The organism is uncultured Leifsonia sp., from assembly GCF_945957465.1.
GTDB lineage: Bacteria > Actinomycetota > Actinomycetes > Actinomycetales > Microbacteriaceae > Leifsonia.
On record NZ_CAMFLC010000020.1, the window covers coordinates 24,737 to 47,640 of the forward strand.

The following is a 22,904-nucleotide window of genomic DNA, read 5'->3' on the forward strand; positions in this document are numbered from 1 at the left end:
AAGTTGGGGCTGCGCCGATCCCGGTAGTGCGTCGGGCGCGGCGCGTATTCGACCCGGCTCAGCCGGCGCGCTTGCGGAGCTTGCGGCGCTCGCGCTCCGAGAGTCCACCCCAGATGCCGAAGCGCTCGTCGTTCGAGAGCGCGTATTCGAGGCACTGGGAGCGGACCTCGCACGAGGTGCAGATCCGTTTGGCGTCGCGCGTCGAGCCGCCCTTCTCGGGGAAGAACGCCTCGGGATCCGTCTGTGCGCACAGCGCGTCCGACTGCCAGGCGAGAGGGTTGTCGTCGTCGACACCCACCCGGACCCCCGGAACTCCGAGTCGCACCGGATCGATGAACCAGTCGTCGGGTACCCCAGAACGATATTCAGGAATCGCCATATCGGTCTCCCCACCCTTGAACTGCCTGCGACACGTTTGTCGTGTCGCAATAATTACACCGTTGTCATTCGCCTACGTCAAGTCGCGAATCGTAAAGCCTTAACGCCTGGTCGAGACTTCACGACGCGCCGACGAACGACAACGATCGCGACACGCCCGACCTGTCTACCCCCATCGACCGGGATTCAGGACGCCGCCTGGCGTGCTTCCCAGGCGCTGCCTACCATCTCGTCGAGAGTGTGGCGCATCTTCCAGTCGAGATCGCGGGCTGCGAGCTCTCCTGAGGCAACGATCCTCGCCGGGTCGCCCGGCCGTCGAGGCCCCACTTCTGGGGTGAAGGCGATTCCGGTGACGGAGGCCACCGTCGACATGATCTCGCCGACGCTGACGCCGTCGCCGCTGCCGAGGTTGTACACGGCCTCCACCGGCTCGCCGGCGTCGAGGCGCTTGGCCGCGGCCACGTGCGAGACCGCCAGATCGGCGACATGGATGTAGTCGCGCACGCAGGTGCCGTCGGGTGTCGGGTAGTCGTCGCCGTTGATCCGGGGGGTGCGGCCGGCCACGAGCGCATCGAAGACGAGTGGGAAGAGGTTGTGCGGGCTGGTGTCGCGCAACGCCGGGTCGCCGGAGCCCACCACGTTGAAGTAGCGCAGAGAGGTGTGCCGGAGCCCGGCGGCGATCTCCTGGTCGCGCAGCAGCCATTCGCCGATCAGCTTCGACTCGCCGTAGGGCGACTCGGGGTTCTTCGGCGTGGCCTCGGTGACCGTCTCGACGTCGGGGGTGCCGTAGACCGCGGCGGAGGACGAGAAGACGATCGCGTCCACCCCCGCCTCCTGCATCGCGGCCAGCAGCACGGCGGTGGCCGTCACGTTCTGCTCGTAGGTGTGCAGCGGGCGCTGGACGGAGACGCCGGCGTACTTGAAGCCGGCCACGTGCACGACGCCGCTGATCGTGTTCTCGCGGAAGATCCGCTCCAGCAGCGCCCCGTCGAGGATGGTGCCGCGGTAGAACGGCACATCGGAGGGCACGAACTCCTCGTGGCCGCTCGACAGATCGTCCACGACGACCACCTCGTTGCCCTCGGCACGGAACGCCCGCACCACGTGGGAGCCGATGTATCCGGCACCTCCGGTCACCAACCACGCCACGGCGTCCTCCAGCCTCGAGACGAAAAGGGATTCAGAACGAAACCCTACCGTCGGCGGCGAGGGGGCTTCGACGGTGTCAGACGAACGCGGCCTCGCCGGTGATCGCCCGCCCGACGATGAGCGTGTTCATCTCGCGCGTCCCCTCGTAGGAGTAGAGCGCCTCCGCATCGGCGAAGAAGCGGGCGACGTCGTAGTCGATCACGATCCCGTTCCCGCCCATGAGCTCGCGGCAGCGGGCGACCGTCTCACGCATCCTGGCGGTCGCGAACGCCTTGGCGAGGGCGGAGTGCTCGTCGCGCTGCTCGTCGTCGTCGAGCATCTGCGAGACGCGCGTGCACAGCGCGATCGAAGCCGTGATGTCACCGACGGACTTCACCAGCAGGTCCTGGATGAGCTGGTGCTTGGCGATCGGCTTGCCGAACTGCACGCGCTCCTTCGCGTAGCGCAGCGCCGCCTCGTACGCGCCGACCGCGACACCGACGGCCGCCCACGCCACCTCGGCCCGCGTCAACCGCAGGACGGCGGCGGTGTCGCGGAAGCTGTCGGCGTTCTGCAGGCGCAGCGACTCGGGCACCCGCACGTTCTCCAGTGTGATGTCGGCGTTCTGGACGATGCGCAGCGACTGCTTGCCCTCGATCTTCGTGGCGGTGTAGCCGGGCGTGCTGGTCGGCACGATGAACCCCTTCACCTGCCCGTCCTCGGCGCTCTTGGCCCAGATGATGGTGATGTCACTGAAGGTGGCGTTGCCGATCCAGCGCTTGGAGCCGTTCAGGATCCAGTCGTCCCCGTCGCGCGTCGCGACGGTGCGCAGGCCCTGCGCGGAGTCCGAGCCCGAGTCCGGCTCGGTGAGGCCGAAAGCGCCGAGCACTTCGCCGCTGGCCAGCTTGGGCAGCCACTCCGCCCGCTGCTCGGCCGAGCCGCAGACGCCGACGGCGCCGAGCGCCAGACCGTTCTGCACACCGACGTACGTGCTGACGGAGGCGTCGACGCGGGCGAGCTCGAGGGCGACCCAGCCGCGGAAGACGGCCGAATTCTCGAACGGCGCCGTCTCCGCGAAGCCGAGCCCGATCGTTCCCGCCCCGTGCAGCACGTCGATGATCTGGTGCGGGAACTCGGCCCGCTCCCAGTACTCGTTCACGATCGGCTTGATCTCGCCTTCGAGGCGCGAGCGCAGGTTCGCGAGGAAATCCTTCTCGCGCTCGGTGAGGAGGTTCTCGAAGCCGTAGAAGTCGCTGGCGAGGGTCTCGAAGGCCATGTGTGCTCCATTGCGTCCGGTCGGGCAGAGGCGTCGTCAGCCTAGGCAACGGCCGGGAGCGCGGCAAAGCGATTGGTACTTTGGTCTAACCGGACCGAAGGGAACACGACGGATGTTTGTGCGCATCGGCAACACTCCGCGCGATTACGCGTGGGGATCCACCACGGCGATCGCCGGGCTCCTCGGCACAACGCCCAGCGGGGCGCCGGAGGCGGAGCTGTGGCTCGGTGCGCACCCCGGCTCCCCCGCCCGGATCCTCGACTCCACCCAGACCGACGGCGCCGGCGACCTGGCGCACTGGACCGAGACCGCCGGAAAGCTTCCCTACCTCCTCAAGGTGCTCGCCGCGGCGAGCCCGCTCTCGCTGCAGGCCCACCCGTCGTCGCAGCAGGCGCGCGCCGGGTTCGACCGGGAGAACGCGGAAGGCCTCGCGCCCGACTCTCCCGAACGCAACTACAAAGACCCGTTCCACAAGCCGGAGATGATCTTCGCCCTCTCCGATCCGTTCGACGCGCTGTGCGGGTTCCGCGAGCCCGCGGACAGCCGCGCCGCTCTGGAGCGGCTCGCCGGAGACGACCCGGCGGTCGCTGCGTTCGCCGCGACCCTCCAGGGCGAGCCGGCCGGCGCGCTGCGGCGGGCCACGGAGTGGCTGCTGGGAGGCGCCGCCGAGGTCGCCGACGTGGTCGACGCGATCGTCGCCGCCGCGCGGGACGCCGACGGCGTCGACGCCGAGGCCGTCCGGATGCTGGCGGACGCCTTCCCCGGCGACCCCGGCATCGTCCTCGCCCTCCTCCTCAACCGGGTCGCGCTGCGCCCGGGCGAGGCGCTCTACCTACCGGCGGGCAACATCCACGCCTATCTGCGCGGAGTCGGCATCGAGCTGATGGCGGCCTCCGACAACGTGCTCCGGGGCGGCCTCACGCCCAAGCGCATCGACGTACCGGAGCTGGTGCGGATCCTCGACTTCGCCCCGTTCGCCGTCACGCCGATGGTGCGCGAGCGCCCTGCACCCGGCGTGGAGGAGTTCGTCCCCGACGTGCCCGACTTCCGGCTGATCCGCGTCGAGGTCGGCGGGGACGTCCCCTCCGCCTCCGTCGACCTCCCCGGTACCGCGATCGTGCTCTGCACCGCCGGCGACCTGGAGCTCGAGGGAGCGACGGAGGCGCTGCGGCTCGAGCGTGGCGAGGCCGCCGTGGTGACGGCGGACGAGCGCAGGCTGTCCGTCGTCGGCGGGGCGGGGACGCTCTTCATCGCGACGCCGAACCGGTGAGCTATTCTTCGGGGGTGAGCAGCCCGACGCCCGTGCCGTCCAGCGGGTCGTCGCTGAGCGATCGTGTGCGCACCGCGCGCGCGGCCTCGGGCACCGGCGCCTCGGTTTTCGCCGTCCTGCTGCTCTTCACGCTCTTCGCCGGGGACTTCTGGCGCAACCTGATCAGCTGGCCCGGATACTTCGTGCTCGCCGCGCTGCTGGCGATCGGCAGCATCGTCTTCCTCGTTCGGACGCGCCCGCCGTTCCGCTGGCGCAAGACGCCGAAGACGCTGGTGCTCTTCCTGGCGCTGGCGATCCTCTCCGTGTCCTGGTCCGCCTACCCCGGCGCCACGGCCCTCGGACTGCTGGCGCAGCTGGCGACGACCGCCGCGGCTGTGTTCCTCGCCCTGTGCCTGAGCTGGCGCGCCATCATGACCGCGCTGGCCAACGCGTTCCGTTGGATCCTCGGGCTGTCGCTGCTGTTCGAGCTGATCGTCGCCGTGTTCGTGCGGCACCCCATCCTCCCCCTGACGCCGGCGCAGCCCGTCCCGTCCGGCCACATCCCGGCTGCGTTCTACTGGAGCAGGGACCTGCTGTTCCACGGCGGTCAGATCCAGGGCATCGTGGGCAACAGCAACCTGCTCGCGATGGTGGCCCTGCTCGCCTTCGTCGTGTTCGGTGTCCAACTCGCCGATCGCACCATCCGGCGCGGCACGGCGATCACCTGGCTGGTCGTCGCTGTGGTGACCTTCGCCCTCACGCGCTCGTCGACCGTGTTCGTGGCGACGGTGTTCACCGCGGCGGTGCTCGGCTTCGCACTGTGGACCCGCCGGGCCGGCCCCGATCGCCGGAGGCCCGTCTACCTGACCGCTGCAGCGCTGCTGGTCGTCGTGGTCGTCGCCGTGGTGCTGTTCGCCTCGAAGATCCCCGTGCTGCTCGGCAAGAGCGAGGACCTCACCGGCCGGCTCACCATCTGGAACTCGGTGATCCACCTGGCGCAGGAGCGGCCGGCGTTCGGCTGGGGCTGGGTGAGCTACTGGGCGCCCTGGGTGGAACCCTTCAAGAACCTGGCCGAACGCGGCGGCGTCGTCTACCTGCAGGCGCACAACGCGTGGCTGGACGTCTGGCTCCAGCTCGGGATCGTCGGCCTGGTGATCTTCGCCCTGCTCATCGTGAGCACGCTGTGGAGGTCGTGGTTCCAGGCCGTCGACCGGCCGCGGTTCGCCGTCGCCGACCACCTGCCCTACACCGCGTTGACGCTGCTGCCCCTGCTCCTCCTCGCCGCGCTGCTCGCGCAGAGCCTCGCCGAGAGCCGCATCCTGATCGAGGCGGGCTGGACGCTGCTTGTGCTCATCTCCGTGAAGACCAAGCAGTCCGCCCCGTAGGATTCTCTTCATGGCCGAACCGCGTCGAACTCTGGTGCCGCCCGCGGTGACCGAGTTCCTCGGATCGGCCCGGTTCACCTCCACGCTCGCACTGGTGGCCGTCGTGACCGGATTCTCGACGCACGCCATCCGCGCGGTGATCGGCTGGCCCGGTCTCATCGGAGTGCTCGGCACCGTCGCCGTCCTGGCAGCGCTGTCGTTCATCGCCCAGCGCAAGCTGATCGAGTGGCACGGCCTGCTGCCCATCTCGGCGCTCCTCTTCGTCGGCTGGTGCGCGCTGTCCGTGATCTGGAGCGACTACCAGTGGGCGACCGTGGCCGGAGTGGTCTACCAGCTCCTGTTCGCGTTCCTCGCCGTCTACATCGCGCTGGTGCGCGACGCCATCCAGATCGTCCGCGTCGTCGGCGACGCCCTCCGGGCGCTGCTGACGGTGTCGCTCGCGCTCGAGATCCTCAGCGGCCTCCTGCTGGACGTGCCGATCCGGTTCCTGGGCATCGCCGGCAACATCGCCGCCGGCGGCCCGATCCAGGGCCTGTTCGGCTCCCGCAACGCGCTCAGCATCGTCGCCCTCATCGCGTTCGTCACGTTCCTGGTCGAGCTGCGGACACGCTCGGTGCGCCCGCAGCTGGCGGCATACTCGATCACGCTCGCGGTGCTCTGCATCCTGCTCGCGCACTCCCCCGTGATCGCGGCGGTGTCCGTGGTCGTCGGGTTCGCCACCGTCGCCCTGTACTTCCTGCGCAAGGTTCCGGCGCACCGGCGCACGCTGGTCCAGTGGGCGCTGGCGGTCGTGACGGTCGCGGTCCTGGTGACCGCCTACATCTACCGCACGCGCGTGATCGACCTGCTGAACGCCCGGGCGGACTTCCAGGTGCGCTACAAGCTGTGGATCCAGATCTGGGAGCTCATCCCGATCAACCAGTTCGCCGGCTGGGGATGGGTCGGTGCGTGGCCGACCGACCTCTACCCGTTCGACGCCATCCAGGACGCGACCGGCGTCTACCACGCCGACGGCCTGAACGCCTACCTGGACGTGTACCTCCAGGTCGGGATCGTCGGCGTCCTGCTCTTCGTCGCGCTGATCGCTCTCGCGTTCAGCCGCTCCTGGCTGCTCGCCTCGAACCGCCGCAGCGTGGTCTACGCCTGGGCACCGCTCGTGCTGGTGTCACTCCTGGTCACCAGCGTCTTCGAAAGCTCGATCCTGATCGAGTCCGGGTGGATGCTGCTCCTGATCTGCACGGTCAAGGCGTCGCAGGGGATGAGCTGGCGGCTGCGGCTGCCGCATCGGGAGCAAAACCCCGGCTGATGGAGCGCGCCCCACGGCTTCGTGGCCCTGCCGTGATCAGGGACGCCGGAGGAGATCGCGCACGATATCCATGCGGCCCTGGCTCGCGAACTTCGAGTAGGAACCGGCCCGGGCCGCGCGGAAGACCGTGGGGATCCGCCGGATCCGCGCGGCCGGGAGGGTGGCCCGGATGCCCTCGAAGGCCGCCTTCCGTTCCGCCAGCCTGACCGTCGATTCCGGCACATCGAGGCGCCGCAGGCGTTCGGCGAGCACGGCGAACTTGGCGGCGAGCACACGATTGCGCTCACCGTCCGCGGTCAGGACCTGCTCGATCTTGCGCCGCAGCGTCGGTGCGCGCACGCCGATCTCGTTCGAGCCGTGCAATCGATAGTCGACCGTCGGAGTCGCGAGCGCCCCCACGCGCCCCGTCGCCGCAGCGATGACGGCGAGCCACTCGTCATGCACCCACTCCGACGGAAAGGGCAGCGCGGCGTCCAGGAGCCGGCGCCGGAACACCACGGTTGCGCCGGTGGCCAGATTGCGCCGGAGAAGCACGCCGAACCCCTGATCCGACTGCTCGGCCGCCAGATCGGCAGCAGACACCTCGAGGTAGTCGAACAGGGTCGCACCCAATGGTCGGCCCTCGCCGTCCACGAGGCGTGCATCGCTGTGCACCAGGTCGACATCGGGTCGCTGTGCGAGCAGGTCGAGCACCGTCGACAGCTTGTCGGCATGCCACACGTCGTCCTGATCGGACAGCGCGATCAACTCGCCTGTGGTGGCGGTCACCGCGCGCTCGAAATTGCGGACGACGCCGAGCGCAGGGGTGTTCTGGAGCACGGCGACACTCAGGGCAGGGGGCGCACTCGACACGATCCGCTCGACCTCGCGGACGGTACCATCGACGGAATCGTCGTCGGACACGACGATCTCGGCCGGCAGGCTGGTCTGACCGAGGATGCTGTTCAGCTGCTCCACGACGTAACGGGCGCCGTTGTAGGTGCACAGCGCAACCGACACGTAAGGCCGAGACCCCGCCGACGTCATCGCGAGAGCTCCCGCAAGTCGGCGTCCACCATGAGCGCGACCAGCTCGTCGAACGAGACCGACGGCCGCCAGCCGAGCGCTCGAAGACGGGCGGCGTTCCCGATCTGGCGGTTGGGGTCGACCGGGCGCAGGAACTGGGGGTCGACGCCGACGTACGACTCCCACTCGGCGATCCCCACGTGCCGGAACGCCGCGACGACGAAGTCGCGCACCGAGTGCGACTGCCCCGTCGCGACGACGAAGTCGTCCGGTCCGGGCGCCCGGGCGATGCGTAGCAGCGCGTCGACATAGTCGGGCGCGTACCCCCAGTCGCGTTCGGCGTCCAGATTGCCCAGGACCAGACGGTCCGAGAGACCGAGCCGGATCCGAGCGACCTCCCGGCTGATCTTGCGGGAGACGAAGGACTCCGCGCGCTCCGGCGACTCGTGGTTGTAGAGGATCCCGGAGGCCGCGAACAGGCCGCGGTCGCGGAAGATCCGCACCATAGTCTGCGCGAAGGCTTTCGCTGCACCGTACGGCGAGACCGGAGCCAAGGATGTGTCCTCAGTCTGCGGAACTTCGCGCGCATCGCCGAAGATCTCGGCGCTCGACGCTTGGACGAACCGCACCGGGTGTCCGTCGGTCTGGAGCGCCCACGCAGCCTCCATCAGGGTCACCGGTCCGACGCCGAGCACGTCGGCCGTCGCGGCGGGCGCGGCCCACGACCGGGCGACGGAGGTGATGCCCGCGAGGTTGACGATGTGGGTCGGTCGCACCTGCGCCACCAACGCGGCGGTCGCCGTCGCGTCGGTGAGGTCGCCGAGGTGGCGGATCGCCTGCGGTGCGCGCGACGCGAGCAGGTCCGCCGATCCCTGGCCGTGGACCAGGGCGTGGACCTCGGCACCGTCGGCGATCAGACGATCGACGAGGTATCGGCCGTCCTGCCCGGCCGCTCCGGTGACGAGGAAACGCTCGGCGCTCATCGACGATGCTCGTGCGCGAACCGGTAGGCCTCGAGGTGCACGTCGCGGCAGCGCTCCCAGGTGAACGAGCGTGCATGCTCGACGCCAGCGGCGGAGAGCTCGTCAGAGCGGTCCAGTGCGGAGAGTATCCCGGCCGCGATGGCGTCGGGATCCCGCGGGTCGAAGACGACGGCCGCGTCCCCCACCACCTCGGGCAGCGAGCCGGAGTCGGAGGTCGCGACCGGGCACCCGGACGCCATCGCCTCCAACGGCGGCAGGCCGAAACCTTCGTAGAGACTCGGGAAGACCATTGCACCGGCGCGCCCATACAGGTCGCGCAGCTCCTCGTCGGAGACCAGCCCGCGACGGTCGGCGAACTCCGGCACATCGGTGAGGGTGTCCAGCCCACCGCCGGTCAGCACGAGCGTCAACTCCGGATTGGTCCGGCGTGCGATCTTCATGGCTTCGAACAGCCGCGCGTGATTCTTGTGCGGCCAGCCGCGAGCCGGGTAGAGCACGAAGTTCTCGCGCGGGCCGTCGTACGGCACGAAACGGGTCGTGTCGACGCCGAGGTAGGCAACGAAGATCCGCTCGGGGTCCAGGCCCAGCCTCTCGACCATGCCGTCCTTGGCGAACTGGCTGATCGTCACGATCGCGTCGGCACGGCGGGCGAACCCTTCATAGAACGGTTTGCGGTACTGCAGCTCGGCCCGGCTGAACAACTCGGGCAGCTCGAGGTGCTGGATGTCGAGCAGGGACTGGACCGTCGCCTGACGCGGACCGGGCTTGGGCGCCGGGACGGTGAAGGGGTAGTGGACGACGTCGAACGCGTCGAAGCGGCGACGGATGGACCGTGCGTGCAACTGGAGCCCGGCCACGGTGCGCAAACGGTCGACGGTGCTTCCGCCGGCATGCACCCCTGGGACGATCTCCTCGGGGATTCCCCGGCTGAAACCGCGCGATGCCTCCGTGAGGAAGACGGAGGCATCGACGTCGTCACGATCGGCGAGCTGCTCGGTCAGCGCGCGCGCGTAGGTCTCGCTTCCCCCCATGCCGCCGCGGACGAGGGTCAGCATCGAGAGCGCGACGCCCAGCCGGCTCGTGGTCGGCTCCGTCGCTGCGTTCACGAGAACTCGACTTTGTCGATCCAGGGCGCGCCGCCCGCTTCGAGGGCGGCGATGTCGGCGTCGACCATGATCTCGGCCAGGCGGGGGGTGAGCACGTTGGGCGTCCAGCCGAGGATCTGCTGGGCTTTCGCGTAGTCGCCCACCAGCGAGTCGACTTCGGTCGGCCGCAGGTAGCGCTCATCGAACTTCACATACTTCTCCCACTCCAGGCCCGCTCGCTCGAACGAGAACCGGAGGAAGTCCTTGACCGTGTAGGCCGTTCCCGTGGCGACGACGTAGTCGGCGGGCTCGTCGGCCTGGAGCATGCGCCACATCGCGTCGACATAGTCGGGGGCATATCCCCAGTCACGGACGGCGTCGAGGTTGCCCATGTAGAGCTCGCTCTGCTCGCCGGCGGCGATCCGGGCCACCGCCCGCGTGATCTTGCGGGTAACGAAGGTGCCGCCGCGCCGCGGCGACTCGTGGTTGAACAGGATGCCGTTGCACGCGAAGATCCCGTACGCCTCGCGATAGTTGCGGGTGATCCAGTAGGAGTACACCTTGGCGACGCCGTACGGCGAGCGCGGATAGAACGGCGTCTCCTCGTTCTGCGGCGGCGGCGTGGCACCGAACATCTCCGAGCTGCTCGCCTGGTAGAAGCGGGGGTGCACACCGGCAGAACGGATCGCCTCGAGCAGCCGGATCGTACCGAGCCCTGTCGTGTCGCCGGTGTATTCCGGCTCGTCGAAGCTCACGCGCACGTGGCTCTGGGCCGCGAGGTTGTAGACCTCGTCCGGCTGGATCTCGTTCAGCAGTGTGACGAGGCGGGAACCATCGGTGAGATCGCCGAAGTGGAGCTTCAAGCGCTGATTCGTGGAGTGATCGTCCTGGTAGATGTGGTCGATCCGGTTGGTGTTGAAGTTGGAGGCCCGGCGGATGAGACCGTGGACCTCGTAACCCTTCGAGAGTAGAAGTTCGGCGAGGTAGCTGCCGTCCTGGCCCGTGATACCCGTGATGAGGGCCCTCTTCGGCGTGCTTTCCGTCATGTCCAACCTTTTCCGAGTTCCTGATGAGCGCTCCCGCGGCGCGCCAAAACACCAGCCAGCATAGTCGACGCGGTCTCGAGCGGTCATACGGCACCTGCCGCGGATTCGTGCCGGCAACCCGGCCTTGCTACCGTACCTGGGTGACCCTGGACATCATGATGCCGTTCTACGGCCGCTTCGACCACTTCAAGGCAGCGGTCGAGAGCGTGCTCGCCCAGGACGACGACGACTGGCGCCTGGTCATCGTCGACGACGTGTATCCCGACACCGCGCCCGGCGAGTGGGCGAAGTCGCTCGGCGACCCGCGCGTGGAGTACATCCGCAACGAGGAGAACCTCCGGCCGAGCCGCAACTATCGCAAATGCGTGTCGCTGACCCGCACAGAGCACGTCGTGATCATGGGCTGCGACGATCTCATGCGTCCGGGTTATGTGCGGCGGGTCAAGGAGATCCTGGCCGAGAACCCCGGAGCGGACATCGTCCAGCCGGGGGTGGAAGTGGTCGACGAGGCCGGGCGCGTCCACCACCCGATCGGCGACCGCGTGAAGTCCTGGCTCCGGCCGTCGGGGAGGGGAGCCCGCGCGTACAGCGGAGAACGGCTGGCGCGCAGCCTGCTCGGCGGCAATTGGACCTATTTCCCGTCGCTGGTCTGGAAGACCGAGGATCTGCGCAAGCACAAGTTCCGACTCGACCTCGACGTCGTGCAGGATCTGGCGATGCTCCTCGACATCACGCTCGACGGCGGCCGGCTCATCGTCGACGACGAGGTCGTGTTCGCCTACCGCCGTCACGCCACGTCCGTCTCCGCTGTCACCGGCCCGGACGGCTCGAAGTTCGCGCAGGAACGCGAACTCTTCATGGAGTTCGAGCGCCGGTGCCGGGCACTCGGCTGGGGTCGTGCGGCAGGCGCGGCGCAGCGGCACTGGTCGTCGCGCCTCAGCGCAGCGACCGAGCTCCCCGCCGCGCTGCGCTCGCGAAATGCCGCCGGACGCCGCTCACTGCTTCGGCACGTCTTCGGTCGATAGGATCGGATCCCATGAGCACCCCCTACGACGACACGCTCATCGTCATGCCCGCGCTCAACGAACATCAGGCGATCACCGCGATCATCCGCGAAGTGCAAGAGAAGCTGCCCGGCATCGCGGTGCTGGTCGTGGACGACGGATCCACCGACTCGACCGCCGAGGTCGCACGCCGCGAGGGTGCCCGCGTGCTGCAACTGCCCTTCAACCTGGGCGTCGGCGGGGCGATGCGTGCGGGGTTCCGCTATGCGATCGCCAACGGGTTCCGAAACGTTGTCCAGGTGGACGCCGACGGTCAGCACGACCCGGCCGACCTCCCGTCGCTTCTCGCCGAACTGCAGAACGCCGACCTCGTCCTCGGCGCGCGCTTCGCCGGCGTCGGCACGTACCGGGTGCGCGGACCCCGCCACTGGGCCATGGTCGTGCTCTCCGGCGTGCTGAGCAGGCTCGCCGGGACGCGACTCACCGACACCACGAGCGGCTTCCGCGCGAGCGGACGTCGGGCCGTGGAGCTGTTCGCACGGCATTATCCCGCTGAGTACCTCGGCGACACGGTCGAGTCGCTCGTCATCGCCGCGCGTGCGGGCTGCGTCATCCGGCAGGTTCCCGTGGCGATGCGGGAGCGCTCCGCCGGCACCCCGTCGCACAACCCGTTCAAGTCGGCGATCTACCTGGGCCGCGCTGCTCTCGCCCTGACGATCTCACTGCTGCGGCCCCGAGTGGTCATGTCCGACGAGGCGGTCCCGGTATGAGCACCGCAAGTTACGTCTTCGGGATCGTCGCGGCCCTCCTCACCCTCTTCACGGTCATCGAGCTCCTGCGGCGCCGGCGACTCCGAGAGCGTCACATCGTCTGGTGGCTGATCTTCGGCGTCCTGGTCCTGATCATCGCCGTCTTCCCCTCGGTCCTCGTCTGGCTCGCCTCCGCGGTCGGGATCGCTATCCCGATCAACTTCGTGTTCTTCGTCAGCATCATCGCGCTGTTCCTGGTGTCGCTGCAGCAGAGCGCTGAAGCCACACGGCTCGAGAACAAAACCCGAGTTCTGGCCGAGGACGTCGCCCTCCTCGAGTTGCGGGTGCGCGATCTGGAGGACAGCGCCGGCGGTCGGGATCGTGGCTCCGAAACACCGGGTGAGGGCAGAAGCGACTCCCTCTGATCGGGGACCGTGCGCGACACGGAGCCTGTGAGTACCGTCCGCACCAGTTGGCCGCTATCCTTGCCCCGTGCCGAGACCCACCACCCGAGGGCCAGGGGCAGCCGATACGAGGGCGCGAAGGCGCGCGCGGAGCCTGCCGACATTTCTCATCGCCTGGGCGATCGCCGCGACGATCGCCGCGCTCTGGGCGATCGCCACCCCGATCGCGGCATCGCCGGACGAGCCCGCCCACGTGGTGCGAGCAGCCTCAGTCGTGCGCGGAGACCTGCTCCCGTCGGGGCGATCGGGCGGTGAGGACCGCGTTCTGGTGCCTGCTGCGGTGGCGGACACCCAGCTCTTGACCTGCACCGCCTTCGCTCCGGACCGACCGGCGTCCTGCCAGTCGGACGTGCGCCGGCATCCGCCGGGCCTCGCCGAAGCGGACACCTCGGCCGGCAGGTATAACCCGCTCTACTACGGGCTCGTCGGGTGGCCCAGCCTCATCCTTGAAGGCGCCGCGTCCCTGTACGCGATGCGGATCGTGAGTGGCATACTCGTCTCCGTCTTCACGGCGCTGACGGCGACCGTGATCGGAGGGTGGCGGCGTCGGCTGCTTCCGACTCTCGGTCTGTTGGTCGCCGTCACCCCCACCTTCATGTTCCTCGGCGGAATGGTGAATCCGAACGCGCTGGAGGCGACTGCTACGATGGCCGCGTTCACCGCGGCCCTGTCGTTGGTTCTGCATCCGGATCCGCGCCGGACCACGCTGCTCGCCGTGGTGCTCGGCGGGGCAGGGGCCGTCGCGGCGAACAGTCGCGGACTCTCCCCGCTCTGGCTGGCGGTCGTCCTGGGCGGTGTGTTCTTCGTCGCCCCGCGTCCCCGTGTATGGCAGGCGCTGCGGCCGGCCTCCGTTCGGATCGCTCTCGGCGTCATCGCTGCGGCCGCCGTCGCCGCCGTCACCTGGACGCTGGTCGCCGGGGCGCTTCCGTCCCCCGCCGGTACCGTGCACTACCCCGGAGTCGGCACAAGCCCGTTCGCCGGCTTCGTGGCCACCGTGAGCAACACCTTCGACTACGGACGAGAGATGATCGGCCTGTTCGGCTGGCTCGACACGCCTGCACCCTTCGTCGTCTTCTTCCTCTGGTCCGCGTTCGTCGGTGTCGGGGCGGCCGCGGCGATCATCCTGCTCCGCCGCCGCCGCCGTCTCATCGCTATCGGCGGTATCGCGACTTTCGTGGCGCTGCCCGCGGTCGTCGCCGGCCTGTACGTGACCACCGGCGGTTACATCTGGCAGGGGCGATACGCCCTCCCCCTGTTCGCCTGCCTCGCGATCCTCGTCGGGTCCCTGCTGCCGCCGCCGCGGCTACGGACACGAACGCTGGTCGCCGTCATGACCGCCGCGTGGGGGTTCGCGCAGGTGGCCTCGTTCGCGACCGCTTTGAAGCGCTACGCGACCGGTTACACATCGAGCTGGGTCGAGTTCGCACGCGAGCCGCTGTGGCAACCGCCGGGTGGGTCGGTCGGCATCATCGCCCTGGCGCTGCTGGTGTTCGCCGCCGCGGCGGTGGCGGCAGGACTGTTCGCGTGTTCTGGGGCCCGCCCTGTGGTGTCCGGCCCGCCGAAGAATCCGTCCGAAAGGACCTCAACCTCCGCTCAGTGGGCGGGCACGGCCTCGACCTCGATGCCCGCGGAGGGGCAGGCCTGACCTACTTCGGTTGCGAGCCGGGCGTCGGCGCTCAGCACCTGGAGGCCCGGGCCGACTACGCCGGCGAGCGTGCAGAGGCTCGCGGCGGCGCCGGCTCCCAGGCCGTATGCGGCCACCCGGATCGGAAACGCCCCCGGGTCGAGACCCGCGTGCAGCTGCAGGAGCCAGAAGTTCATATACTTCTCGCCGGGCAGCCCTGATCGCCAGTACACGACTGCGCGGCCGCTCTGTAGCGCCCGGGCTACGTCCGATAGGCAAGTGTCGTCCACGAACAGCGCGCGATCGACGATGGCGCCTGGTGAATCAGACCGCCGGTCCAATGAGAGCCGCGAACCAGACGACCGGCGGAGGCTCAGGGAGCACCGGCCGCTCGTCGCGGTTCCAGGTCAGGGCGGCGCACACCCCGGTCACCGTCGCGGCGAATGCCAGCGCCCAACCGCTGCGGCGACGGATCGCGAGGAAAACCGGCACCCCGCACAGGATGAAATGGAACCAGATCGGCCAGCCGATCGCTGTCAGCGCCGCCGACGCCACGACCAGCGCGACCAGTACCACGGCGGCGACGACCGCGAGGCGCGGGCGCCTCATGCCGCTGATGGTCGGGTGCTCGGCCGACGCGCGAGGAACCCCAGATGAGTCAGCAGGCCGACCAACGGCCCCACGCAGAGCGCGATCACGCTCTTGGCAGCCGGATCGAGCGGAAGTAGCAACGCGCCGATGACCAGCAGGGCGGCGACGACCCATCCGGTCGTGAAGCCCAGGTGATCGTTTCGCGCCAGGGTGGCCGGTCCCGTCACGCAGAGCGCTGCGGTCGCGCCGGCCGACGCCACGATGAGGGCGATCTCCCAGGAGCTGATCGGGAAGTCCTTGCCGAACCAGTGCAAGACCTCGGGACCGATCCACCAGGCGAGCAGGCTCGCGACGGCCGTGACGACGGCGACGCCGCAGAGGATGACGAGCAGGGATCGCCCGAGCCGGCCGGCGTGGTCGCGGAAGTAGACCACGAGGAAGCTCTGCATCGCGAGCACGGGGATGACCAGCGGCGCCCTGGTCAGGGTGACGACTGCGATGACGGCAGCCGCCGCCACCGGCTGGTCCGGCGAGGTGACTCCGAGGATGAAGGGGAAACCGCTCACCATGATGGCCGTCGCCGCCGACCCGATGACCGTCCGGGACGCGTTCCAGGCGAGACCGCGGAAGCCGACGTCGAGCCGAGTTCGCCCACGCACGCTCGAACGCACGATCAGCCAGGTGGCAGCGATCGAGAGCGGGAACGGCAGGACCATCGCGACGACCAGGACGAGCAGGGGCGCCCCGCTCCAGGCGGCGGCCGCAATGAAGACGGCTCGAAGTCCGGCGTCGATCGTGATCATCCAGGCCAGCACGATCCAGCGGTGCAACCCGTAGAGCGTGCCGCTCAGCGCGGCGACGAAGACATAGGATGCCGCGCCGGCTCCGACGAGCACGACGATCGAGATCGGATCGGTCTCGATCGTCTGCGGCGCCCAGAACACCCCGGCGACGACGAAGACGATGAACGCGACCCCCGCCGCCACCAACGCGAAACGTGCGGTGACCGATCCGCCGGCACGGGGAGCTCCCGGCTCGACGACCACCGTCGCGCGCGAGACCTCCTGCTGAATGCCCGCGAGCGCTCCGACCACGAGGTAGAGGACCGACCACACGATGCTGTACTGGAGGTACGCCACGTCGCTCAGGGCCGCGAGAACGATCGCCTGAAGCAGGTAGGTCAGGCCGCCCGCGACGATGGTGGCGACCAGGATCGCGGACGCTCCGCCGAAGCGGGCGTTCACACGAGGTGCGTCGGCTTCCACGGGATGGTCAGCGGATGCGGTCACTCTGACCCGCCATCCATTCCTGGAGCATCGCGATACCCGACACCAGCGTGTGCTGCGGCCGCCATCCCAAGCGAACAACGGTCGCCGAGATGTCGCACGACGCGCTGCGCACATCGCCGTCACGGAACTGCCCGGTGATGTGCGGACCCGGAGCGCCGTGATAGGCAGCGATGGCCGAGGCGAGCTCGAGCACCGTCGTGGGCGTGCCGGAGCCGATGTCGAATGTCGCGCCGTCGACGACCGCGGAGGGCGCAAAGACCGCTGCTTCGAAGGCCGAGACCACATCGTCGATGAGGACGAAGTCGCGCGTGATCGCGCCGTCCTCGTAGACCGGGATGCTCCTGCCAGCCTCGGCGAGCTGGGAGAACAGCGAGACGATCCCGGTGTAGGAGTTGATGAGCGACTGTCCGGGACCGTACACGTTCTGCAATCGCAGCACGACAGGTTCGGCGCCCTTCGCGCGCGCCCACGCCGTCAGGATGTTCTCCTGTGCGAGCTTCGTCGCGCCGTAGACGCTGGTGGGCGCCGGCGGGGTGGCGTCAGCAGCGGACGCGAGTGGGCGCGCGCCGTCGAAGTCCCAGTCGCCCGCCTCGAGCTGGGCGTGTGAGCGCTGGCCGGGCGAGAAGACCGCACCGTCCGCGCGCTGCCAGCGCCCTTCGCCGTAGACGGCACGGCTGCTGCTGAGCAGGATGCGCGCCGGCACAAAGCCGGCACGGCTGAAGGCGTCGAGCATGCGCGTGGTCCCGGTCACGTTCACCTCGGCGTGGCGGCTCGCCTCGTCGAGCGACTGTGCGGTGCCGGTCTCGGCGGCGAGGTGGATGACGATGTCCGGTCGCACCTCGTCGAGCACCGACTCCCAGGTGGAGCGCTGCGTCACATCGCCGACAACCAGTTCGACGCCGGGATGCAGAGCGAGGGGACGTTCCCCGCCGGGGTGGACCTGCGGATGGAGGTTGTCGAGCGCGATCCAGCGCCCGGCACGGTCGGCCAGCCGCCGCGACAGGGCGGCACCGATGAATCCCGCGCCGCCGGTGACGAGCACCGTGGGCAGGGCCGTTCGAGCCGTCATGCCGCCGGCGCCGTGCGACGCACCCGCGACCACCAGTAGCGCAGGCCGCGGCCCGGTCCCCACCCCTTGATGGCGAGCGCGTGCTTCTCGACGCCGTGCCAACTGGCCCAGGCGAATGCCGTGGCGATGATCAGGCAGATGACGGTGTACGGGATGTAGCCGAGCTTGTACCAGCCCAGCTGTGCCACCATCTGCTGGACCAGGAAGCCCCACACGTACAGCCCGTACGAATAGTCGTTCTTCGCGCCGATGCGCTTGAGAGCGTCGGGAAGCTTCGCGGCGAGCCAGAACATGACGTACGCGAACGCCGGGAACCCGACGACCTGGAATCCGCCCTTGAACGCGGTGAATACGCTGATCGCACTCGAGAACAGGAAGAGCCGCCAGTCGAGCACGATCTTGTCGGCATAGAGCGCGAACGTGCCGCCGATCATGAAGATGAGTCCCAGGTTGACCAGGAACTGGTCGCCGAGGTACGGGACGATGCTGTTGAAGCCGGCGCCGCTGAAGCGCGCCATCTGCATCCCGAGCAGGACGAGCGTGAGCAGCGGCAGCAGGATGCGGAACCGCTTCAGGACGCCGAAGAGCACGAACGCTCCGATGATCAAGTAGCAGGTCCACTCGTAGGTCAGCGTCCAGAGCGACCCGTTGAAGACGCTTCCGCCCCCGACGGCATGCCCGTACGGTGTCTGGGAGAAGATGTCGTTGATCCCCCACTGGTGGATGGTGAGCTTCCAGTTCACCGCGATGTACTGCAGGGGGCCGGTCGGGTAGGCGGTGAAGTACTGCTGCATCGTGTGACCTTCGGCCAGCCAGAACGCCGGCCCGATCACGAACGCGGACAGCACCAGGACGGCGAGGAAGGCGGGGAAGATCCGCAGGACCCGGGCCCACATGTACTGGAGGATGTCGTTCCTCGTGCCCGACTTCGTGATCAGGTATCCGCTGATCGCGAAGAAGCCGATGACGGCGAACCCACCGAGGTTCTGCTGATTCTCGCTCCAGCGCTGCACCGGGTCCTCCCCTCGACCGCTCAGCGGGAAGCCGTGCGAGACGATCACCGCGGCGGCGAGGATGAGCCGGATGAGGCCGAGGGCGTTGTGCCGTCCGCTCAGGCCCTCGCTGAGAGGGACCGGGACGGCGGCGGTGCGCAGCCAGTCGCGTGTCGAGCCCAGTGCTCGCGCTGCGCGACCCTGCTTCGCGGGCTCCTGTCCGCCGGACGCCGGCGCGGGCGGGGATACTGAGGCTCCGCCGTCCTCGCGTTCGGGAGTGCTGATTGCCATTAGAAGCCTTATCTCTTCCGGCGGAGCCGGTTCTGGACCTTGCGGGCGACGACCTGCGGACCGCCGTTGCGGAGGTAGTGGACCACGAGCTCGGCATCGTGCCGCAGCCCGTGCTTCTTGCGCCGGGCCGGGCGCGACGACGGCACGAACCCTGGCGCGAAGGTGCCGTCGGCGACGAGGTCGGCGGCGTGATGAGGCGAGTCGACGAACTCGACCAGCGGAGCGAGCACCGCCTCCCACGTGTACGACTGGCGCACGCGCTCGACGTTGTCGATCGAGCGGCGTCGGAAGTCCGCGTCGAAGAGGACCTTCTCGAGCGCTTCGGCAAGCGCGTCGACGTCCCCGGCCGGCACGGCGACGCCCAGGGACTCGGAGCGCACCAGATCCGCGAAGTGGTCGCCCTCGGTGACAACCATCGGCAAACCCGCCCAGAGATAGTCGAGAATGCGCGTGCGGAACGAGAACGTGGTCTCGATATGGGCGTGGTGCGTGCTCACGCCCGCGTCCGCCTCGAGCAGGTAGTTTTGACGGTCGGCGAACTCGACCCAGGTGTCGTTGAACACCACGACGCTGTCCAGGACGCCGAGTTCGGCGGCGAGACGCCGGGACTCCGCGACGATCTCCATCTCCGGCACGCCCGGGTGCGGGTGCTTCACCCCCTGGAAGAACAGGCGGGTCTCCGGGTGCGACTCGGCGACCTCAGCGACGGCGCGGATCAGGGTCTGCGGGTCGAACCAGTTGTAGAGGCCGCCGCTCCAGATCAGGATCTTCTCGTCATCGCCGAACCCCTCGCGGACGCCGCGGAGCACGGGCTTGACGTGCACAGGCGGCTCGCTCGAGAGACCGAACGGGACGACGGCGATCAGTCCGTCGAGATCCGGGTCGCCTTCGTAGGTCGCGGGGTTGACGCGCCCGAGGCCCGCGAGCTGCCCGAGGTAGAAGTGCTTCTGCCGCTCGGAGGCGCACAGGAAGAAATCGGCGCGCGCGAGCTGCTCGTTGAGCACCTCCGTCGCGTCCGACACCTGACGCTTCCACTGGGCTTCCGGCAACTGCCGCGCCTGCTCCAACTGCTCGAGGTGCATCGGGTCGTAGATGTCGGCCACGATGATCTTGGCCGAGGTTCGGATGGACTCGAACAGTGCCATCGCGAGCCCCTGGAAGACGATGACATCGGCCCACTGCTCGAGCGCCTTCATGGCGCGGTCGTCTCCGGGACGGACCGTGACGAGATCGAACGGCGCGGTGATGTCGCCGACCCCCTCGAGCGAGGCCAGCGTCACGGAGTGGCGGGCGGAGAGCGCCTCGGCGATGTTCCACGCTCGGATCGCCGGACCAGCCATCCGCGGACCGAGCGGGTCTCCGGTGATGACGAGCACCTTGATGCCGGCCGGGCCGCCGAGCACGTCGAACGACTCGACAAGGGATTCGTAGCCCTCGAGGTAGCGGTCCGTGGTGAAAGAGGGGGCGTCGTTCTGGCCGAAGAGTCGCCAGAGCTGCGCGTCGGAGACCACGCGAGTCGCCTGGATCTCCTCGCGCTTGGCCCTGAGCTCGGGCAGGTGCTCGACGAACTGGTCGATCGCATAGAGGCTCGACAGAACGACCTTGGGTACGTCGGTCGTCGCCGCCGAGTCGTCATCGCCGGACCGCAGATCGAAAGCGGTGGAGTCGACGCCGCCCTTCTCGGTCCCGCGCCGGACCGACAGCGCCATCGTCGCCTGGAGGGTCGTGCCGAGGGCTTCCTCGCCCAGGTTCTTGTATTGCGTGTAGAGGGCGTTGCGCTCGAGGAGGTAGTCCTCTTTGTACGCTCCGAACCCGCCCATCGATGCGTGGTGCTTGTGGAACGCGACGGATGCCGGCTCATAGACGTAGCGCCAGCCGGCGAGATTGAGCCGCCAGCCGAGGTCGACGTCCTCGAAGAACATGAAGTAGGACTCGTCGAAGCCGCCGAGGGCGTCGAAGACGTCGCGGCGCACGAACATCGCAGAGCCCGTTCCGAAGAGCACGTCGTGGGCGCGGCCGTCATCGGTGGGGGCGGGCTCCGCCGTCAGCGGCTTGTAGCCCATGCCGAACCAGGTCAGGGCGGCGTCGATGTAGTCGACTTTCTCGCCCTCCCAGTCGAGCACCCTGCTCGCGATGGCGCCGATGCGCGCGTTCTCGCCGAACCGTGCCAGGGCGGCGCGGATCCAGGCGTCGTCCGGCCGCGCGTCGTTGTTGAGGAACGCCACGAACTCGCCGGAGCTCTTCGCGACACCGAGGTTGCACCCGCCCGCGAACCCGAGGTTCTCCTGCGAATCGACGATGACCACAGACGGGTCGGCCTCCGCCCGCAGCCTCTCCAGGCTGTCGTCGCCCGAGCCGTTCTCCACCACGACGATCTCGAGGCGCTCGGCGGGCCAGTCGATCTCGCGCAGATAGCGGAGCGCCTGGAGCGTGTCGTCCGTCCCACGGAAGTTGACCAAGACGACCGAGACGACGCCGGGATTCCTCGCTGTCATTGCATCCTTTTCATCGCGGGCAATGGCGTCGATTCTAGCAAAGGCCGCGCAGCCCCGGCCGGGACGCGCATGGTACTGTCCCAAACGGACTTCTTCGAAAGAGAATACGGAACTCACAGTGTCAGATTCGGTTGCGCCCGCGCGCACAAAGGTCTTGGTCGTCACCCCCGATTCGCTCGGAAAGCGGATGGCGGGCCCCGCCATCCGGGCCTGGGAGATGGCGAAGGCCATCCACACCGTCGCAGAGGTCCGGCTGGTCTCCACCGTCGCTGCCGACCTGACCTCGGAGCTGTTCCCGGTCTCGCACGCCGACGAGTCGGAGCTGCGTTCGCTCGTCGCATGGTGCGATGTCCTCGTCTTCCAGGGGCACACGCTCGCCAGCTACCCGTGGATCAAGCGCGCCGCGAAGATCATCGTGGCCGACATCTACGACCCCATGCACCTCGAGCAGCTCGAACAGACCGTCGGCATGCCGGAAGAGCGCCGGCTCAAGGCCATCCTGGAGACGGCGGAGGTGCTTAACGACCAGATCGAGCGCGCCGACTTCATGATGTGCGCCTCGGACAAGCAACGCGACTTCTGGCTCGGACAGCTGGCCGCGGTCTTCCGCATCAATCCGCTCACCTACGGGGTAGACGCCAGCCTTCGCTCACTGCTCTCGGTCGTGCCGTTCGGAATCCAGGACGAGGCGCCCGTGCAGCGTGCGCATGGGATCAAAGGCGTCGTTCCGGGCATCTCCGAGTCCGACAAGGTCATCCTGTGGGGTGGCGGGATCTACAACTGGTTCGATCCGATCACGCTGATCGAGGCCGTCGAGAAGCTGAGCGCCACGCGCGACGATGTCCGCCTCTTCTTCCTCGGCGCCGGACATCCGAACCGTCACGTACCCGCGATGGAGATGGTCACCCGGGCGCGCGACCTGGCCCGGCAGCGCGGTCTCGACGACCGCGTCGTGTTCTTCCACGACGATTGGGTCCCGTACGAGGAGCGCGCCGACTTCCTGCTGGATGCCGACCTGGGTGCGAGCACGCACTTCGATCACCTCGAGACGGCGTTCAGCTTCCGGACCCGGATCCTCGACTACCTCTGGGCTTCTCTGCCCATCGTCACGACCGCGGGCGACACCTTCGCCGGCCTGGTGCAGGAACACGGCCTCGGGCGCGTGGTCCCCCCGACCGATGCGGACACGCTGGCGGGGGCTCTCGAGTCGCTACTGTACGACGATGAGGCCCACGCCGCAGCACGCACGAACATCGTGGAGTTCGCCGAGACCATGCGCTGGAGGAAGGTGCTTCGACCGCTCCTCGAATTCGTGGTCGACCCGCGTCCGGCGCCCGACTCCCCGTTGACGCTGGAGACACCCCGCAATCGGATCGTCAACGACCTCCGCGTGCGGATCGCCGGGATGGAGTCGAGCACGTCCTGGCGGATGACCGCCCCCGTGCGCGCGGCGAAGGATCTTCTGCGCCGCCCGCGCGGGCGTTGAGCAGCCGAC

At 68.7% G+C, this 22,904-nt stretch carries 21 protein-coding genes; 8 read left to right on the plus strand and 13 right to left on the minus strand.

Features of this window, described 5'->3' with window-relative positions:
• Positions 1-58: 58 nt before the first annotated feature.
• The 3 genes from Q0Q23_RS10635 to Q0Q23_RS10645 form a co-directional block, all read right to left on the minus strand.
• Positions 59-379 (minus strand): WhiB family transcriptional regulator, encoded by a 321-nt coding sequence (locus Q0Q23_RS10635; protein ID WP_295123013.1) that lies wholly within the window; start codon positions 377-379, stop codon positions 59-61.
• Positions 380-564: 185 nt separating this feature from the next.
• Positions 565-1,527, minus strand: a complete 963-nt coding sequence (gene galE / locus Q0Q23_RS10640; protein WP_295123016.1) for a UDP-glucose 4-epimerase GalE — start codon at positions 1,525-1,527, stop codon at positions 565-567.
• 76 nt (positions 1,528-1,603) lie between these two features.
• Entirely contained in the window at positions 1,604-2,782 is a 1,179-nt protein-coding gene (locus Q0Q23_RS10645) for an acyl-CoA dehydrogenase family protein (RefSeq protein WP_295123021.1), read from the minus strand.
• 112 nt (positions 2,783-2,894) lie between these two features.
• On the opposite strand from Q0Q23_RS10645, the gene manA reads away from it, so the two are divergent.
• From manA to Q0Q23_RS10660, 3 genes are read left to right on the plus strand one after another with little or no spacing between them, the layout of a single operon-like run.
• Positions 2,895-4,052: a mannose-6-phosphate isomerase, class I gene (gene manA / locus Q0Q23_RS10650; RefSeq protein WP_295123024.1), complete on the plus strand. Its 1,158-nt coding sequence runs from the start codon at positions 2,895-2,897 to the stop codon at positions 4,050-4,052.
• 14 nt (positions 4,053-4,066) lie between these two features.
• Entirely contained in the window at positions 4,067-5,416 is a 1,350-nt protein-coding gene (locus Q0Q23_RS10655; RefSeq protein ID WP_295123027.1) for an O-antigen ligase, read from the plus strand.
• Positions 5,417-5,426: 10 nt separating this feature from the next.
• Entirely contained in the window at positions 5,427-6,722 is a 1,296-nt protein-coding gene (locus Q0Q23_RS10660) for an O-antigen ligase (RefSeq protein WP_295123030.1), read from the plus strand.
• Positions 6,723-6,758: 36 nt separating this feature from the next.
• On the opposite strand, the gene Q0Q23_RS10665 is transcribed toward Q0Q23_RS10660, so the two are convergent.
• From Q0Q23_RS10665 to gmd, 4 genes are read right to left on the minus strand one after another with little or no spacing between them, the layout of a single operon-like run.
• Entirely contained in the window at positions 6,759-7,721 is a 963-nt protein-coding gene (locus Q0Q23_RS10665; protein WP_295123033.1) for a glycosyltransferase family 2 protein, read from the minus strand.
• A 23-nt stretch (positions 7,722-7,744) separates the two neighbouring features.
• Positions 7,745-8,710 (minus strand): GDP-mannose 4,6-dehydratase, encoded by a 966-nt coding sequence (locus tag Q0Q23_RS10670; protein ID WP_295123036.1) that lies wholly within the window; start codon positions 8,708-8,710, stop codon positions 7,745-7,747.
• Positions 8,707-9,816 carry a glycosyltransferase family 1 protein gene (locus tag Q0Q23_RS10675; RefSeq protein ID WP_295123039.1) on the minus strand — a complete coding sequence of 370 codons (1,110 nt, stop codon included), beginning with the start codon at positions 9,814-9,816 and terminating at the stop codon, positions 8,707-8,709. The genes Q0Q23_RS10670 and Q0Q23_RS10675 overlap by 4 nt, the downstream gene beginning before the upstream one ends.
• On the minus strand, positions 9,813-10,841 hold the full coding sequence (gene gmd, locus Q0Q23_RS10680; protein ID WP_295123042.1) for a GDP-mannose 4,6-dehydratase: 1,029 nt from the start codon (positions 10,839-10,841) through the stop codon (positions 9,813-9,815). Before gmd ends, Q0Q23_RS10675 begins: the two co-directional genes overlap by 4 nt.
• A gap of 140 nt (positions 10,842-10,981) precedes the next feature.
• Between gmd and Q0Q23_RS10685 the strand changes: the two genes are divergently transcribed.
• The 4 genes from Q0Q23_RS10685 to Q0Q23_RS10700 all read left to right on the plus strand — a co-directional run bounded on the left by Q0Q23_RS10685 (position 10,982) and on the right by Q0Q23_RS10700 (position 14,703).
• Positions 10,982-11,866, plus strand: a complete 885-nt coding sequence (locus Q0Q23_RS10685; RefSeq protein WP_295123045.1) for a glycosyltransferase family 2 protein — start codon at positions 10,982-10,984, stop codon at positions 11,864-11,866.
• Positions 11,867-11,877: 11 nt separating this feature from the next.
• Positions 11,878-12,615, plus strand: a complete 738-nt coding sequence (locus tag Q0Q23_RS10690; RefSeq protein WP_295123047.1) for a glycosyltransferase family 2 protein — start codon at positions 11,878-11,880, stop codon at positions 12,613-12,615.
• Positions 12,612-13,019 (plus strand): DUF2304 domain-containing protein, encoded by a 408-nt coding sequence (locus Q0Q23_RS10695; protein ID WP_295123050.1) that lies wholly within the window; start codon positions 12,612-12,614, stop codon positions 13,017-13,019. The genes Q0Q23_RS10690 and Q0Q23_RS10695 overlap by 4 nt, the downstream gene beginning before the upstream one ends.
• Positions 13,020-13,086: 67 nt before the next feature.
• A complete protein-coding gene (locus Q0Q23_RS10700; protein ID WP_295123053.1) occupies positions 13,087-14,703 on the plus strand; it encodes a DUF2142 domain-containing protein in 1,617 nt (538 codons plus the stop codon).
• Here the strand turns inward: Q0Q23_RS10700 and Q0Q23_RS10705 are convergent.
• The 6 genes from Q0Q23_RS10705 to Q0Q23_RS10730 all read right to left on the minus strand — a co-directional run bounded on the left by Q0Q23_RS10705 (position 14,652) and on the right by Q0Q23_RS10730 (position 21,409).
• Positions 14,652-14,915, minus strand: a complete 264-nt coding sequence (locus Q0Q23_RS10705) for a hypothetical protein (protein WP_295123056.1) — start codon at positions 14,913-14,915, stop codon at positions 14,652-14,654. The genes Q0Q23_RS10700 and Q0Q23_RS10705 overlap by 52 nt on opposite strands.
• A 91-nt stretch (positions 14,916-15,006) precedes the next feature.
• Positions 15,007-15,291: a hypothetical protein gene (locus tag Q0Q23_RS10710; protein WP_295123059.1), complete on the minus strand. Its 285-nt coding sequence runs from the start codon at positions 15,289-15,291 to the stop codon at positions 15,007-15,009.
• Positions 15,288-16,562, minus strand: coding sequence for a hypothetical protein (locus tag Q0Q23_RS10715; protein ID WP_295123061.1), 1,275 nt, complete (start codon positions 16,560-16,562; stop codon positions 15,288-15,290). Before Q0Q23_RS10715 ends, Q0Q23_RS10710 begins: the two co-directional genes overlap by 4 nt.
• Positions 16,546-17,631, minus strand: a complete 1,086-nt coding sequence (locus Q0Q23_RS10720; protein ID WP_295123065.1) for an NAD(P)-dependent oxidoreductase — start codon at positions 17,629-17,631, stop codon at positions 16,546-16,548. Before Q0Q23_RS10720 ends, Q0Q23_RS10715 begins: the two co-directional genes overlap by 17 nt.
• On the minus strand, positions 17,628-18,914 hold the full coding sequence (locus Q0Q23_RS10725) for an acyltransferase (protein ID WP_295123067.1): 1,287 nt from the start codon (positions 18,912-18,914) through the stop codon (positions 17,628-17,630). Before Q0Q23_RS10725 ends, Q0Q23_RS10720 begins: the two co-directional genes overlap by 4 nt.
• Positions 18,915-18,922: 8 nt before the next feature.
• A complete protein-coding gene (locus tag Q0Q23_RS10730; RefSeq protein ID WP_295123071.1) occupies positions 18,923-21,409 on the minus strand; it encodes a glycosyltransferase in 2,487 nt (828 codons plus the stop codon).
• A 187-nt stretch (positions 21,410-21,596) separates the two neighbouring features.
• On the opposite strand from Q0Q23_RS10730, the gene Q0Q23_RS10735 reads away from it, so the two are divergent.
• Positions 21,597-22,895 (plus strand): glycosyltransferase, encoded by a 1,299-nt coding sequence (locus tag Q0Q23_RS10735; RefSeq protein WP_295123075.1) that lies wholly within the window; start codon positions 21,597-21,599, stop codon positions 22,893-22,895.
• Positions 22,896-22,904 lie beyond the last annotated feature (9 nt).